Origin of the sequence: Bacillus sp. SB49 (assembly GCF_000469135.2) — a bacterium.
In the GTDB taxonomy this organism is placed as follows: Bacteria; Bacillota; Bacilli; order Bacillales; family Halobacillaceae; genus Halobacillus.
This window is the reverse complement of the sequence record NZ_CP048117.1, coordinates 3,065,050-3,079,347: the sequence shown is the minus strand read 5'-3', so window position 1 is coordinate 3,079,347 and position 14,298 is coordinate 3,065,050. Positions and strand designations below refer to the sequence as shown.

The 14,298-nt window shown below is 45.2% G+C and carries 18 protein-coding genes and 1 riboswitch; of the genes, 16 read left to right on the top strand and 2 right to left on the bottom strand.

Features of this window, described 5'->3' with window-relative positions:
- The 6 genes from M662_RS16190 (at window position 1) to M662_RS16170 (ending at window position 4,249) form a co-directional block, all read left to right on the top strand.
- Window positions 1-909, top strand: coding sequence for a DUF4367 domain-containing protein (locus M662_RS16190; RefSeq protein WP_026578022.1), 909 nt, complete (start codon window positions 1-3; stop codon window positions 907-909).
- A 33-nt stretch (window positions 910-942) separates the two neighbouring features.
- Window positions 943-1,131 carry a hypothetical protein gene (locus M662_RS16185; protein ID WP_026578023.1) on the top strand — a complete coding sequence of 63 codons (189 nt, stop codon included), beginning with the start codon at window positions 943-945 and terminating at the stop codon, window positions 1,129-1,131.
- A 291-nt stretch (window positions 1,132-1,422) separates the two neighbouring features.
- Window positions 1,423-1,614, top strand: coding sequence for a hypothetical protein (locus M662_RS16180; protein ID WP_008637782.1), 192 nt, complete (start codon window positions 1,423-1,425; stop codon window positions 1,612-1,614).
- 389 nt (window positions 1,615-2,003) lie between these two features.
- The gene (locus M662_RS16175; RefSeq protein WP_026578025.1) at window positions 2,004-2,201 is read left to right on the top strand and encodes a hypothetical protein; all 198 of its coding nucleotides are present in this window, start codon (window positions 2,004-2,006) and stop codon (window positions 2,199-2,201) included.
- A 94-nt stretch (window positions 2,202-2,295) separates the two neighbouring features.
- Window positions 2,296-2,404, top strand: a riboswitch (SAM riboswitch).
- Window positions 2,405-2,536: 132 nt separating this feature from the next.
- Window positions 2,537-2,671 carry a hypothetical protein gene (locus M662_RS19665; protein WP_008637776.1) on the top strand — a complete coding sequence of 45 codons (135 nt, stop codon included), beginning with the start codon at window positions 2,537-2,539 and terminating at the stop codon, window positions 2,669-2,671.
- A gap of 24 nt (window positions 2,672-2,695) precedes the next feature.
- Entirely contained in the window at window positions 2,696-4,249 is a 1,554-nt protein-coding gene (locus M662_RS16170) for a sodium:solute symporter family protein (protein WP_026578026.1), read from the top strand.
- Window positions 4,250-4,325: 76 nt separating this feature from the next.
- On the opposite strand, the gene M662_RS16165 is transcribed toward M662_RS16170, so the two are convergent.
- Window positions 4,326-4,775: an Rrf2 family transcriptional regulator gene (locus M662_RS16165; RefSeq protein ID WP_008637771.1), complete on the bottom strand. Its 450-nt coding sequence runs from the start codon at window positions 4,773-4,775 to the stop codon at window positions 4,326-4,328.
- 159 nt (window positions 4,776-4,934) lie between these two features.
- Here M662_RS16165 and M662_RS16160 point away from each other — a divergent pair, with 159 nt between their 5' ends.
- From M662_RS16160 to M662_RS16150, 4 genes are all read left to right on the top strand, one after another.
- Window positions 4,935-5,573 carry an NAD(P)-dependent oxidoreductase gene (locus M662_RS16160; protein WP_026578027.1) on the top strand — a complete coding sequence of 213 codons (639 nt, stop codon included), beginning with the start codon at window positions 4,935-4,937 and terminating at the stop codon, window positions 5,571-5,573.
- 37 nt (window positions 5,574-5,610) lie between these two features.
- Window positions 5,611-6,240 carry a DsbA family protein gene (locus tag M662_RS16155; RefSeq protein ID WP_026578028.1) on the top strand — a complete coding sequence of 210 codons (630 nt, stop codon included), beginning with the start codon at window positions 5,611-5,613 and terminating at the stop codon, window positions 6,238-6,240.
- A gap of 251 nt (window positions 6,241-6,491) precedes the next feature.
- The gene (locus tag M662_RS19505) at window positions 6,492-6,635 is read left to right on the top strand and encodes a hypothetical protein (protein WP_008637765.1); all 144 of its coding nucleotides are present in this window, start codon (window positions 6,492-6,494) and stop codon (window positions 6,633-6,635) included.
- Window positions 6,636-6,916: 281 nt separating this feature from the next.
- On the top strand, window positions 6,917-8,113 hold the full coding sequence (locus M662_RS16150; protein WP_026578029.1) for a dicarboxylate/amino acid:cation symporter: 1,197 nt from the start codon (window positions 6,917-6,919) through the stop codon (window positions 8,111-8,113).
- A 238-nt stretch (window positions 8,114-8,351) separates the two neighbouring features.
- Here M662_RS16150 and M662_RS16145 read toward each other — a convergent pair whose 3' ends face one another.
- Complete coding sequence (locus M662_RS16145) at window positions 8,352-8,936, bottom strand: CGNR zinc finger domain-containing protein (RefSeq protein ID WP_008637763.1); 585 nt, start codon at window positions 8,934-8,936, stop codon at window positions 8,352-8,354.
- Window positions 8,937-9,123: 187 nt separating this feature from the next.
- On the opposite strand from M662_RS16145, the gene M662_RS16140 reads away from it, so the two are divergent.
- The 6 genes from M662_RS16140 to M662_RS16115 all read left to right on the top strand — a co-directional run bounded on the left by M662_RS16140 (window position 9,124) and on the right by M662_RS16115 (window position 14,275).
- Window positions 9,124-9,981 (top strand): alpha/beta fold hydrolase, encoded by an 858-nt coding sequence (locus tag M662_RS16140; RefSeq protein ID WP_026578030.1) that lies wholly within the window; start codon window positions 9,124-9,126, stop codon window positions 9,979-9,981.
- A 242-nt stretch (window positions 9,982-10,223) separates the two neighbouring features.
- Entirely contained in the window at window positions 10,224-11,864 is a 1,641-nt protein-coding gene (locus M662_RS19660; protein WP_051348909.1) for an HYR domain-containing protein, read from the top strand.
- A gap of 341 nt (window positions 11,865-12,205) precedes the next feature.
- Entirely contained in the window at window positions 12,206-12,376 is a 171-nt protein-coding gene (locus tag M662_RS16130; protein ID WP_162129308.1) for a hypothetical protein, read from the top strand.
- 20 nt (window positions 12,377-12,396) lie between these two features.
- A complete protein-coding gene (locus M662_RS16125) occupies window positions 12,397-13,038 on the top strand; it encodes a pyridoxamine 5'-phosphate oxidase family protein (RefSeq protein WP_026578031.1) in 642 nt (213 codons plus the stop codon).
- 28 nt (window positions 13,039-13,066) lie between these two features.
- The gene (locus tag M662_RS16120) at window positions 13,067-13,627 is read left to right on the top strand and encodes a histidine phosphatase family protein (RefSeq protein ID WP_026578032.1); all 561 of its coding nucleotides are present in this window, start codon (window positions 13,067-13,069) and stop codon (window positions 13,625-13,627) included.
- 90 nt (window positions 13,628-13,717) lie between these two features.
- Window positions 13,718-14,275, top strand: coding sequence for a TetR/AcrR family transcriptional regulator (locus M662_RS16115; RefSeq protein WP_026578033.1), 558 nt, complete (start codon window positions 13,718-13,720; stop codon window positions 14,273-14,275).
- Window positions 14,276-14,298 lie beyond the last annotated feature (23 nt).

The window sequence follows — 14,298 nt, the reverse complement described above, 5'->3', positions numbered from 1 at the left end:
ATGTGGAAAAAAATGACCGCCCTTGCTGTGGTACTGCTGCTGGCTGTCGGCTGTTCATCCGATCCGTCTGCAGGAGAAGATACAGAAGAGAAGCCGATGACGAAAGAAAAGGTGACAGAGATGCTGGAGAAAATGTTCTCCGGACCGGATGAAGCATTAACGAAGCTTTTTGATCAGAGTGATCACGAAGGCCTCATGAACTATTACGAGGAGCAGTTCGGCGGATACATGACCGATGAGCGGATGGAAGATGCGATGAATACCAACTTGTTTACAAGCTTTCACCAAAAAGCTTATAGCAATGATGTAAAGATGGATATAAAGAAACTGGACGTGGAAGAGAGCGGGGATGCGGAAGGTGCGTATGACTTTGATATCCAGATCAACATCAGTAATGGGGAGACGGCGGGTATTAAGGGCAGAGTGAATACGGACGAAGAGGGGAATGTCACCCGGGTGCATTTCAGCGACGGCCAACCCCTGCTCCATGCCTTCGATAAACCGGAAGAAATAGAAGAAGGCCTTTACCAATACGATTCATCTAAGGCGGAGGCCGTCGCAGGTGACGAAGCTTACCAGCCGATGTATCCGACGATCATGCCGTATGAAGTGGACGGCGTACAAGTCGATTCGGAGAGCAAACAGCAGGAAGAGAGCCTGACCTTCACCTTTTATGGTGAAAAGGGAGAAGAGCTGGAACTGACGACCGTCAAGGACGGCGAAATTGCTTATGAAGAAGCAGAGATGGAAGAAGCGATGGTCGGTGATCAGACGGCGCGTTATGCTGGAAAAGAAGGCGGAGAGCAGCGGCTGATCTGGACGAATGGATCGATTACGTATGAGTGGAAAGGCAAGGTTGAGGGGATGTCGAAGGAAGACATGATTAAGATGGCAGAGTCTTTCGAGTAATGAAGGAGCATCATCAGTAAAGGAGTTTTTTTAGTGCGTGCAAAACTTGTTAAGTCTTCCATAGCTGCCGGCTTTCTTACCTTTGTGCTCTGCCTCGTCATTTTCTACGCGGCAGACTCTCCCTCTCCCTATATAGGTGCCCTCGTTACAGGCTTTCTCATTTTTGAAATAGTCTTCTATCATTTCTTTGGCAGAGACAGGGAGAAGCAACGGTTGAGGTAAGGGCAACTATATGTTTTCGGGGCTGGTATTTTATAAACGGGCGTGCATCGTTCATGCAAAAGTAATAAAGGTCACGCATACTTCTAAACCGCCTGATGAATGGTGGGAAAATCCTTTCACGGGCTTAATCTTCGCTTGAGATGGGAATTAAATCCAATTAAGAGGGTATATGCCAAAGAAGATCCTTTGTCTACATCAGTCTAGCTTCTCTCTTGTACGGGCCTGCGTTATTGGACTTCATGAACGGCTGAGGAGAACAGGGTAATCTATAAACGACCCCGAGGTGATTGGATGAGTTTTAAAAAAAACTTCGTTATCCAAACCATTTTAATACTGGTTTCGTACCTGATCCTGTTCCTGGTGGATACATTCGTTCATCCTGTCGAAGATAGTTTGTGGACACTCCTTATCTTCGTGTATATAGGTCAATTGATTTTTTATAAATTGGATCTCGGCTATCGGGATAATAAAGAAAAGGATTAAACCACTCTTTATGCTTTCTGAAAAAGCGATAAATGAGGTGCAATTAATAAAGATTACCAGTGACATCGAGGTCGAACAAAATAAGAGAAGGATCTCTTTTCTGGAACAAAACAAAAAGCAGTACATGCTTCAAACGGCTTTTTCTAGCTGTTGGTTTTTAGGGGGAATTCGTATCAAAGGTAATAAAAATAGCAAAGACCAAGAAAGCATTTCATTCAAAGTGACAGCCTGGTGGTTTTCTATCCCGAGAATCATACGTATCAGTATTTTTCTGATAGCATTTCTTATCATGGCTGTCCTGTTGTGGTGAAAGGACAAGCGTTGAACGAAGAGAGCCGATCTGCACTAAAGCGGGCTCTCTTTTTATTCTTTAAAAAAGGAGCCGGCATATGGAAGCTATCTCTGTCATACTCATGTCCATCGGTCTCATTCTTGCTCCTGTGGTCGGATTCTTCTATCCTGCGTGGAGACAAAGGCAGGGAAGGGATTTATCCGAACGGCAGGTGTACGGCATTCGGGCTTTAGGGATCGGGATTCTGCTGTTGATGTATATCCTGACTCAAATCATTCGACTGGTATCCAATTGAAGGCTCCAGCTTAGAGAGGTTCGTGACGAAGGGAATTGACGAAACGGCGGTATGTGGTAGAATGAAATCTATTACCAATCGAATATTTTGAATTTTCTTATCGAGAGAGGCAGAGGGACTGACCCTGTGAAGCCTCGGCAACCGGCAGATGCATGCACGGTGCCAATTTCAGTGGAAGGCGAAAGTCATTCCGAAGATGAGAGGACAAGCAGCAGCCCGATACGGTTGTGCGAAACCCTTTTCTCTTAGTGAGTGAAGGGTTTTTTATTTTTTTCAAAAAAGGGGCTGATGATCGCTTCAAGTGGTTCCATAAAAGGATGAAGAGGAGGATGGCGATGTTCATAGCGATGATGGTGTGGGTGGGAACGATGATTTTCTCCTTCCTGTTAGGCACCTTTCTCTGTTACAAAGTGGAGAAATCAGGAGTGAAACGGTGGGGAGCTACAGGGAAACTGTTCAAGTATAAATGAAGTGGGGAAGGAAGTTGCTGACAAATGATATGGTATGTAGTCGTATTTAGTTTTTATGTGCTTTTTCTAGTATGGGCGAATATAAAAAGTTTGAAAAAAGCAGAGTCGATCGATGATTATACAACCGGAGGGCATAGGATGGGGCTGCTTCTTGGTATCGGTACCACGGCAGCGACGTGGGTCAGTGTGGCTTCTGTCATCGGGGTCCCTGGTTATTTGTACAGCTCCGGTGTCGCAGCTGTCATCGGCTGGGTCGCGGGCTGGTGCTTCGGCGGTGCCTTGATCCCGATCGTCGCGTACAAAATTAGACGACCGGAAAAGCCGGCCAGGACGTTTCCGGAATTCATCCGGCATCGGTTCGAGCCGTTTGAGAACAAGAGTGCTCTGCAGGCGATTGTCGGCATTCTTATGTTTATCGGTTATTTGCTTCTCGTCAATATTCAGGTGACTGGTTTCGGTATTGTGTTTTCCAGTATTACAGGCATTGATTACAAACTCGCAATCTTTGGATTCTTATTATTTATTATCATTACCAGTGTAGGTGGATTTTGGTCGGTGGCAGCGACAGATACGGTGAACACGATCCTCATTACGATCGGCGTCCTGCTTGCGGGCGGTGTCGTATGGTCGTTAACGGGTGGAATCGGCAGTATCCTGGACACGCTTGCGACGATAACCGCTCCGACAAACGTCGGCGGACCGGACCTTGAAGAGGGTATCCTGCTTTCCCCGTTCGGGACCTTCGGTATCGGGGCCCTGCTGTCCATTTTTATTTCGAACTCTTTAGGGACGCCTTCTTCCCCGCACTGGGTCACAAGGATGCTGGCGCCTCAAAACGTGAAAGTGGCGATTTTGCAGGTCGTAGGTACGATCGTCGTGTTGATCTTCATCATGGGGCCGCTGATCGTCATCGGTCTCGGGGCGAAAGTTCTTGTACCCAGCATACCGGTCGGAAAGACGACCGATTATATCATTCCTTTGGTCATTCAGGAGTACACGCCGCCGATTATCGGTGCCATTACCCTGGTAGCTATTTGTGCAGCGGCTATATCGACGGCCAACTCTATGCTCCTGCACTGCGCTACGTCTCTTTATTATGATGTGTACTTGAACATAGCTCCGAAGAAGATCAGTGAGAAGAAGTTCAAGAACTGGCTCCGCCTGAGTATATTCGGGATCGCCGCCGTGGCTGTTCTGTTAGCGATCAATCCACCGTGGTTTTTGGCAATGGGCTTTGTCTACGTATACGGAGGATTCGGCGCCGCCTTCTTCCTCGTCGTATTCTTAGGTCTGTACTGGAAGCGGATGAACCGGGCCGGTGCTTATGCCGGTATCATTATCGGCTCTCTCGTTTATATCGCGGCGAAGGCCTTAGGATACGAGCTGCCTTTTGTCATCGCCGTTGCAGCATCCCTCATTGGTGTACTGATTGCGGTTTACTCGACGAAAAGGGCTCCTTTGGAAGCTTACGAGCCGTACTTTGAAGCGGAAATCAGTGATTCCACTCGTGAGGTGCTGTCGAATATCAGAGCGTCCTCGCAGGGGGAGTCCGAGGAGAAATCGCATAAGATAGGGTAAGAGATTTATAGAGATGACTCCTATAAAGGTGTCGCAATGAAAAAAAGGACATTCCTGGAAAAGGGAATGTCCTTTTTTATATTTTGTTTTCATCATTACCTTTTTCTTTGTCTTGAATATCCTTTACCACATCTTCAATGGTGACAGCTTCAAGCACCTTCTCCATTGCACGTTGAGCACTGCTGAAGAGTGGTTCGATAGTATGTTGGATATTCCTTCCGACGGTACAATCAGGACTTGGATTTCCGTGTATGCTGAAGAGTTCCTTGTCTTTGACAACATCTACGGCTTTATAAACATCCAGCAAGGTGATCTCTGATAAATCTTTCGCCAGTTCTGCTCCTGCAATACCCGGCTGTACTTTTATTAATCCTGCTTTTCTAAGCATGCCCATGATTTTTCTGATTACGGCTGGGTTCGTGTTCACACTTCCAGCTAAATATTCAGAAGAACTTATTCCATCTTTATTTATTTCAATCAGAGCCAGCACATGAATGCCGACGGAAAATCTGCTGCTGATGGACATCTGGTCACCATCCTTACTTTTGTACATGTAAATCATGCAGTTACATGTACATTATAACAAAAGGGAATTGTTTTTGTTGACATCCACCTCGGTTGTAATTAAACTAGTTACATGTAACCGTAGTTGTTACAGGTTGAAATCAATAGAGGAGGAATTGAAATGAAAATCGGAATTATTGGAGCAAGTGGAAAAGCAGGTAACCTGATTTTGAAGGAAGCAGTCCGTCGGGGGCATCACGTGACGGCTATCGTAAGAGATAAGTCGAAGCTCAAAGATACGGATGTTCATGTGATTGAAAAAGATATATCAGACCTTACGCAGGAGGACGTTCAGAAGTATGAAGTAGTCGTGAATGCTTTCGGTGCTCCACTTGGAGAAGAGCAGGCACATGTGGATGCCGGCCACGCTTTAATCGAAGCTTTGAAAGGGACGAATACAAGAGCGATGATCGTCGGAGGGGCTGGAAGTCTTTATATGGATGATCAAAAAACGGTGCAATTAATAGATACCCCGGAATTTCCGGATGCAGTTAAACCGACGGCAAAAGGGCAGGGGCGGAATTTGGAAGAGCTGCAGGCAACACCTGATATTACTTGGACATTTGTCAGTCCGTCTGCCGTATTTGATGCGGAAGGAAAAAGAACCGGATCCTATAAAAAAGGAAAAGACCATCTTCTCGTCAATTCAAAAGGGGAAAGCTACATCAGTTATGCGGATTATGCGATTGCCGTGTTAGATGAAATAGAGAACCCGCAGCACAAGAATGAACGGTTTACGGTCGTCGGCGAAGCAGAGTAAGTCCTGTCTGCATTGAAAATAGGAAGGAGGTTTTACTATGAATAAGGAAGGCATGTCCCTTCTCTATATATGGGATGCGTACTGTGGTTGGTGTTACGGGTTCTCCAGGAGTCTGGGAGAATTTCACGCGAAACACCCTGAACTTTCCTTAACTGTTTTATCGGGAGGTCTATTTGCAGGTGAAAGAAAGCTGCCGATCGACTCTTTCCCGCACATACCGGAAGCGAATAAGCGAATCAGTCAGTTGACAGGTGCCGAGTTTGGGGAATCCTACCAAACATTGCTGGAAGAAGGAGGTATCCTATTGGACTCGGAAGCGGCGGCTGAAGGATTTGCAGCTTTGCGGCATTTCGCTCCAGACCGTGCATACCACCTGGCCGCTTCCATGCAGCATAAATTTTATTACGAAGGTAAGAGTCTCCGTGACCCGGAAACTTATCGGGAAATCGCTGTAGAAAATCGACTCGATCCAGACGCGGTAGAGGCACGATTCGAAAGTGTAGATTCTACCGCAGACGCCCGTGCGGACTTTGCGAAGGTTCAGCAGCTTGATATCCACAGCTATCCCACACTGCTTTTGAAGAAAGGGGATGAAGTAATCGGGCTTGGCGGGGGCGTTATGACCGCGGAGAAAATAGAGGCACGACTGGAACAGATACTTTCGTGAATGGAATCCTGAATGTAAACCGACCTTTTTTGATAAAGGGTCGGTTTTTATTATACGATTGGTTAAACCAAAAAAGAGGAAGGAATGATGATCTGTTATGATGAATTGGATATAGTTGGGGAAAGTCGTATCATTCATATGCGAATGGACGTGAAAGGAAATGGAATTTGGTAAACTCCCAATCAAGGCATATACATAAAACGAAGGAGAACAGATTGGGAACAATATACCAGGAGAAAGGTGGGAATTACATGGATGTTTTCGGAATGATGGGGTTCATATTTGGGATCATGGGATTCATTTTCGGTCTGATTGCGTTTACGACAGGCGCGATCAGTACCAACAAAGTGAAAGAGCTGGAAGACAGAATCAGTGATTTAGAGAGAAGATCGTGAATAGAACGTGCTGCAGGAATGATCACCGTCTCTAAGTATCGTGACATGCACTCCCTCTCTTTTGTGAAATAGAAGATTAGAAACCATGAGCTGCTTAAAACACTGGGATGGCGATGGGGAAGCAGCAGCACAAAACAGGAGCTGTACTCATAAATATCCACTGTTTTTACAGTTTTTTTATACTTCACAAACCATTAAAAAAAGGTTATCGTATAAACCAGGTTTTATTCTATTACACATGAACTCGTTAAAATTCAGCAACAGGAGGAAGGAAGAGGGAGATGAAAAAAATACCATTGTTGTTAAGGATTGTTCTTGCGATCGCTCTAGGTATCGTGATAGGGCAATTTGCACCAGAAATCCTTATTGAAATTGCTGCAACATTTACAGGTTTATTCGGTAACTTTCTGAGCTTTGTCATCCCGTTAATCATTCTCGGTTTTATTGCTCCCGGCATCGCGTCCATGGGAAGAGGCGCAGGAAAGATGCTTGGTCTGACGACTGGATTAGCCTATGCCTCTACGGTCCTGGCGGGTACGGTGGCTTTTTTGTTTGCTAAGAATCTGTACCCATCCTTTTTGCAAGGGCAAAGTGGAGAATCCTTTGCTAATCCGGAAGAATCGCTGGTGGAAGCACCTTTTTCCGTTGAAATGACTCCCATTATGGGCGTAATGGCCGCACTTATATTATCTTTCCTGTTAGGAGTAGGAATGACGGCTGTTAAAGGGGATTATTTATTACAAGTCATGAATGAATTCCGCTCCATTATCCAGAAAGTAATAAAGAACATCATCATTCCTCTATTACCGTTTCATATATTCGGAATCTTCGCGAATATGACGTATGCAGGACAAGTAGGGACAATCTTGAGTGTATTCGCGAAAGTGTTCTTGATGATCATATCGCTGCACTTGCTTTATCTTGTAGTCATGTATTGTATTGCAGGCAGTATGCATGGCAGGAATCCATTCCGCTTATTGAAAGTAATGACGCCTGCCTACTTTACAGCGCTTGGAACGCAGTCTTCTGCGGCTACGATTCCCGTCACATTAAAGCACGTGAAGAAAATCGGGGTACGGGAACGTGTAGCAGACTTTGCTGTGCCGTTACTTGCTAATGTCCATTTGGCAGGAAGTGCGATCACGATTACCAGCTGTGCCATGGCGGTTATGTATATGCAAGGACAAGCAACCACATTCGCAGACGTATTCCCGTTCATACTGATGGTAGGAATTACGATGATTGCCGCCCCGGGTGTACCTGGCGGAGCGGTCATGGCAGCCATCGGCCTTCTCGAATCGATGTTAGGATTTAATTCCACCATGGTCTCTTTAATTATTGCTCTCTACCTGGCTCAAGACAGCTTCGGTACCGCAACGAACGTTACGGGCGATGGAGCAATTACTGCCATTGCTGATAAGCTTATGAAAAAAGATAAACAAGAGGATGTTCCAGTACCCGGTCAGAACGTGGGATAAGAACATTCGCTTATAGTAAAAACCCGCTGCTTAGGCAGCGGGTTTTTTTGTTTGCTACATATTAGGAGAGCGTGCAGGTGCTTAACTTACTGCACATGTAATACATGATGAAGAACCCCTGGATTCAAGTTTTCACCTGAAAGGGGCGTTAGATAAATGTTGCAGGGGAACTTCGTCTGCTTTCGGAACGAACCCAACGCTTTGGAGTAACATCTTTCCATTCCAGTTTGTTTAGTAACTATTTTTTCTTTTTCTTTGCATAGAATTCAGCAGCCTTCTTACGGTTGCCGCACATTTCCATGCTGCACCAGCGTCGCTTCCCTGGTTTAGAGGTATCCACGAAGTAGAGACGGCATTCTTCATGCTCACAATTTCGTATCCGGCTGACAGAAGTTGTTTCCAGTGTGTGAAAAATAGATCGAATGATATGGTACAGGACATGATCCTTCACCGACATTCCTTCACACACCAATTTAAATGCTTCCTCAGCAGATGCAACGGTCAGACGGACGTTCAGCTCTTCCGACATCTTTTGTAACTGCTTGATTGTATCGAGGGATACTTCCTTATTTTGTTCCAGATCAGACAGGACGATTTGGCAAAGGCTTCGAAGCGAACGAAGCTCATGGATCAGCGCATGCAGGGTTTCTTTGTTTTCCAATGCGTCAAGATCAGACTGCCGCACGACGTTGTTTTCCTTCAGCCATTGAAACGTAGCAGATCTATCGTCTAAGGTATCAATCTCTTGTTTATTGGCGTTGTAAGTAGTATTGACAAGGTTGATCCATGCAGGACCACCTAAAACAAATAGTGATTTATCCATCTCTTTCTCCTCCCCCTTAAATATAACCGTTAAAAGATATGTTGACAAGTTATAAAAAGTGCCTTAACGTAAGTTTATAACCTTTAAAATTATTTTTAAGAGGTTATAAAAATGTTGGGAATGTAAAGTGTTGTCGTATTACAAGGATTGGATGGAGCATGGCTACTAAAACTTATGAGGTGATTACATGGAAGTGGCGTACAAAACAGTGAATGTGAATGGCATATCGATTTTTTACCGGGAAGCGGGAAATAAAGAAAATCCAACGATTCTCTTGCTTCATGGTTTTCCTTCCTCTTCTCATATGTTCCGAAATTTAATTACAGAGCTGATGGAGGATTATCATATTGTGGCCCCTGATTATCCAGGGTTCGGAAATGACCAGCCTGAATTGGAAGAGTTTGATTATACATTCGATACCATCGCTCTTTTGATCCATGAATTTGTAGAAGAATTAAACTTAGAGAAGTTCAGTATTTACGTTCATGATTATGGAGCTCCGGTAGGCTTCCGGTTGGCAGCCGACCATCCGGAACGAATTCAATCCATCATTACTCAAAATGGGAACGCTTATGAAGAAGGGCTCCTGCCTGCCTGGGACCCTGTCCGCACCTATTGGGGAAATCCGAGTGAGGAAAATAAGAATAACATCCGATTTCTTTTATCTGCGGAGTTTACGAAGTATCAATATACGAACGGAACGCGAAACCCCGAACGCATCAGTCCCGATGCCTGGAATATGGATCAATGGGCATTGGATCGTCCCGGCAATGACGACATCCAGCTTGCTTTGCAATACGACTACAGGAACAACCTTAAACAATATCCACGTTGGCAGGAATTCTTCAGGACGTATCAGCCTCCTACACTGGCTGTATGGGGGAAAAACGATATATTCTTTGGGCCGGAAGGGGCACTTGCTTTTCAAAGAGATCTCGAAGACTGTGAAGTACACCTTCTAAATACCGGGCACTTTCCATTAGAAGAAGATTTGCATACAAGTGCTTCTTTAATCAAACAGTTCCTGCACGACCGTTTAAAATAAGTGCTCCCAGCACGAGGAAAGCGGATCTCCGTATCATGCCGGAGATCCGCTTTCCTCTTTCCTTATCCTTTAATGAATGCCTGAACGACAAGAGCTTCCATAGCTATTTTCCGTACTTAAGAACCATCGATATTGGGTCTTTAGTACCGTCCTGACCATAAAGAGCGGGGGTGCATACAGTAATTTAAATGCGGATTTTTTATATGACCGAAATTAATTAGGAGATCAGAGGAGAGAAAAGAATGGTAACACAAGTTTTTTCGTACACGGGGAGTCTGCAGCATTTTATAGTTCCTTTGGATGTTTATTCATTAACAATCAAGGCTGTTGGTGCAAAAGGGGGGGATTATCCTTTCACTTCGAGACAAGGTGGCTTAGGGGTATCCATGCAAGGCGAATTTAATGTAATTCCAGGAGAAATCCTGTCCATTTTAGCAGGAGGGGCGGGAGGGGATAAAGAAGGTGGAGGTCGAGGTGGTGGCGGTGGATCATTTGTTTGGCGTGGGGATGACTATGATGATTTAAATAGTGATAATTTACTTATTGCAGCTGGAGGTGGTGGTGGAGCTTCATTACTCGCTAACGGTATAAACGCTGTCATAACAAATAGTGCAAGTGCAGGTCAGTCTGGAATTGGCTCTTCTGCTTCAGGAGAAGGAGGATCTTTTTCTGCAGGTGGTTCTGGAGGACCAGGCAGCATTTATGGGGGCAATGGAGGTAATGGATTTGGCGGAGGCGGAGGAGGTGGTGGCGGAGGAATCTCCGATGGAGCCGGCGGAGGCGGCAGCGGTATAAGCGGTAATGGTGGAGCAGGCGCACCAATTCCAGGATCTCTTGGCGGAGGCGATGGGGGAACTTCAATTATCTCCGGGGCAGCTGGAGGAGAAGGTGGGTCTGCGGGTCCTCCTTTATCATATCCGGGAAATAATGGTGGTCTGGGCGGAGGCGGAGGAGGTGGAGGTGCCTATGAAGTACCTACCTCTGGTAGTGGAGGAGGCGGAGGTTTCAGTGGAGGAGGTGGAGGTGCTGACGAAGGAAGAAGTGGAGGAGGTGGAGGGTCCTTCAATGCAGGCGCGAACCAAGTTAACCTGACTGGTGTTGGTGATGGGGATGGCCTCGTGGAAATAACCTTCACGGAATTCAGAATTCAATGTCCGGAAAATCAAATAATAGAAGTATCTACCGGAGTCACTGGTGCCTTTGTTTCATTTCCAGATCCTCAAGTTACTGGAGGAACCAGTCCCGTAACTGTATCATGCATTCCTAGTTCGGGTTCTTTTCTTTCATTAGGGACGACGCAAGTAACGTGCAGAGCAGTAGATAATGAGGGGAATACCGTATCTTGTGGATTTGCGGTCATTGTTCAGCAAAGCTCTATGGAAACGACGCGGATTCGCCTTATTGTGAGCGGTGAGGTGCAAGTAGTTGATGATGTGACGCTGAAGTTGGAGGGCCGGGTCCAGACGCGTGGGGGTAATTCGGAGCTCACAAATGAAGTGGAGTGTATTAAAACGCAGCGTGTATTGGATTGGGTCTCGTTTTGTAAAGAGTTGGAGAGGGATATTCCTATTCCGGCAGGTTGTATGGAAGAGATTATTGCATGCCGAAATAATGGCGGAAAGGTTTCTGTTGAGTGTGAGATGGTGGAAGAGTCAACACGTTCAACCGTGCTTGAACAAGGTGTACTGTATCCTGATAACCCTGATCTTGATACCGTTTCAATCCGATTCAACACGAAGATTCGTGTTTATTATTTTTGCGGGAAATCAAAGATTTGTACGTTTATAGTTCCTTTATCTTTCATAGATAAACTAGTTTGCTGCTACCCGGAAGGCTCTACTGTCAAATCAAATATTCTGCAAGTTCGATGTTGTTCCTATTAGGGTTCCTGATTAAGCCCTTATGTAGTAACACTATCCCTAACATATATGGATATACCATCTATCTTCTAGCTTACTCTATTAAGGAATGAGAACACAAAGGAAAAAAACAGAACCATCCCCTGAATAGTGACGTATAATTAGTCTTTATTTGGGGGGGCTACTGACAGCTTCCTTTTAAGTGAGAGGTATTTGATAAGTAAATATGTGTAAGCAGAGAATGAAGATATCGATTGCTCTATGAAGGAATATATGAGAATCAGCTTGTGGTAATAATTGAATTTCAGTAGTTAATCTGAAATAATTATTGGTAATTATTACTAAGTCATTTGAGTTTTTCTATATTGGAAAATAACGAAAGGATTAAGAGTGGAATCGGGACAGCGCTCCTATTAACCGCTGCATTCGTTACCAACAATTACATAACGATCGCCATGTATGTTGCCTTGCCTGTCGCTCTCGGTTATTTCGTCATTGATGAAGGATTGAGAGTCCGATCAAAGCGCCTTGGCTGATCGGGCAATGGGGAGGAGTAATGATGAAAGAGAACGATCGCTTCAAAGAAACGATTCAAACGGAAGAAGAATTGCGGGCCATCATCGGTATTCCCAGTGACTTAGTTAAAAACAAAGTATTGACCTATCTGGATCATCATTGTGCTGCGTTTATCTCCAAATCTCCATTCCTTGTTATATCCACTGCCGATGAATTCGGCTTCTGCGATGTTTCCCCGAGGGGAGATGAGGCCGGATTTGTACGGGTTCTGAATGAAAAGCAGCTTGTCATACCGGAGAGGCCCGGCAATAAACGTGTCGATTCGATGCGGAACATTCTGTCCAATCCAAGCGCAGGTCTTCTCTTTTTCATTCCCGGAATGGAAGAAACGTTAAGGGTGAATGGGAAAGCGACGTTAGTGACAGATGACGAGCTTCTGGAGAGCATGTCCCATAAAGGGAAAAAGCCGCTCCTCGGTATCGGGGTGGAGGTAGAAGAATGCTTTGTTCATTGTGCGAAAGCTTTCCTGCGTTCGGGCTTGTGGAAGCCTGACTCCTGGCTGGACAAATCCCATCTGCCATCAGCTGCTGCCATGTTGTTTGACCATGCGAAGTTACCACAATCCAATGTGGATTCCATTCAAAAGAGATTAGAAGAAAGCTATACAAAGCGACTTTATTAGCCGAAACTTTTATTTCAAGGAGGCTTCTATGGCGACCAACCTGTACCTCGTACGACATGCCCATTCGACCTACACATCAGACGAAAGGAATCGACCGTTATCAGAAAGAGGATACAAGGATGCAGAGAAAGTGACCGAGCTTTTAAAAAAAGAGAAAATCGATGCCGTCCTTTCCAGCCCCTATGCAAGAGCGGTTCAAACCGTGGAAGGAACGGCTGTTTCTCATGGGAAAGAGGTGCATCTCCTCGAGGATTTTAAAGAAAGGACGTTGACGGAAGGGAAAGCCCCTGACTTTGAAGCGGCAATCGAAAAAGTATGGGCGGACCCGGACTTCAGCTGGGAAGGCGGAGAGTCGAACAGGGACGCACAGCAACGAGGGATCAGAGGCATGAAAACCGTCTTAGCAGACTATGAAAACATGAATGTCGTCATCGGGACGCACGGGAATATCATGGTGCTGATCATGAATTATTTTGACGAAGCGTATGGGTATTCGTTCTGGAAACAGCTTGCGATGCCTGATGTGTATAGACTCTCTTTTGAAGGGGAGTCGTTCATAGGGTGCCAAAGAATCTGGATGGACCTTTAAATCGGGGGTTTTATAATAAATCCCGGTTTGTGTTAATGTCGGGCCTGTGTTACCTTAGTTATAATGAACGTTCTATATAAGGATGATACGATGAAAAAATCAAGCAAAAAAGAAGCAATCATGGAGACAGCGGAAGCACTATTTTATGAGCACGGGTTTCATTCTGTCGGGGTCAAGAAAATCCTGGAGCAGGCAGACGTAGCGACGATGACGATGTATTATCATTTCAAATCGAAAGAAGAGTTGATCGCTGCCGTGTTACGGGAAAGGGAGAAGCAGTATTTCATGCGTCTGGACCTTATCATCAACAAGGATGGGGATGCGGAAGCGTATATCGATTCCATCGTAGAGGCCCATCTGAAATGGGTGGAAGAGGAAGGGATGAATGGCTGCATGTTCCTTCGGGCCAAGCAGGAGTATGCCGGAGCGAACGAAGACATTTCGTCGCTGACGCAGGAGCACAAGCAGAAGCTTATCGACAAAATCGCAAAAGATTTGAGGTTTTTCAAAAATGGCGAATCCCTTAGTGTACAGATTTCCATTTTGTTGGAAGGAATAACTTCGATGGCTCAGATTCTTGATATAGAAAAAGTGAAAGCCGGTGCTGGACATTTAGCAGATACGATAAAAGTTCAAACAAGGAAATAGTCGCTATTTCCTTTTCTTTTTAC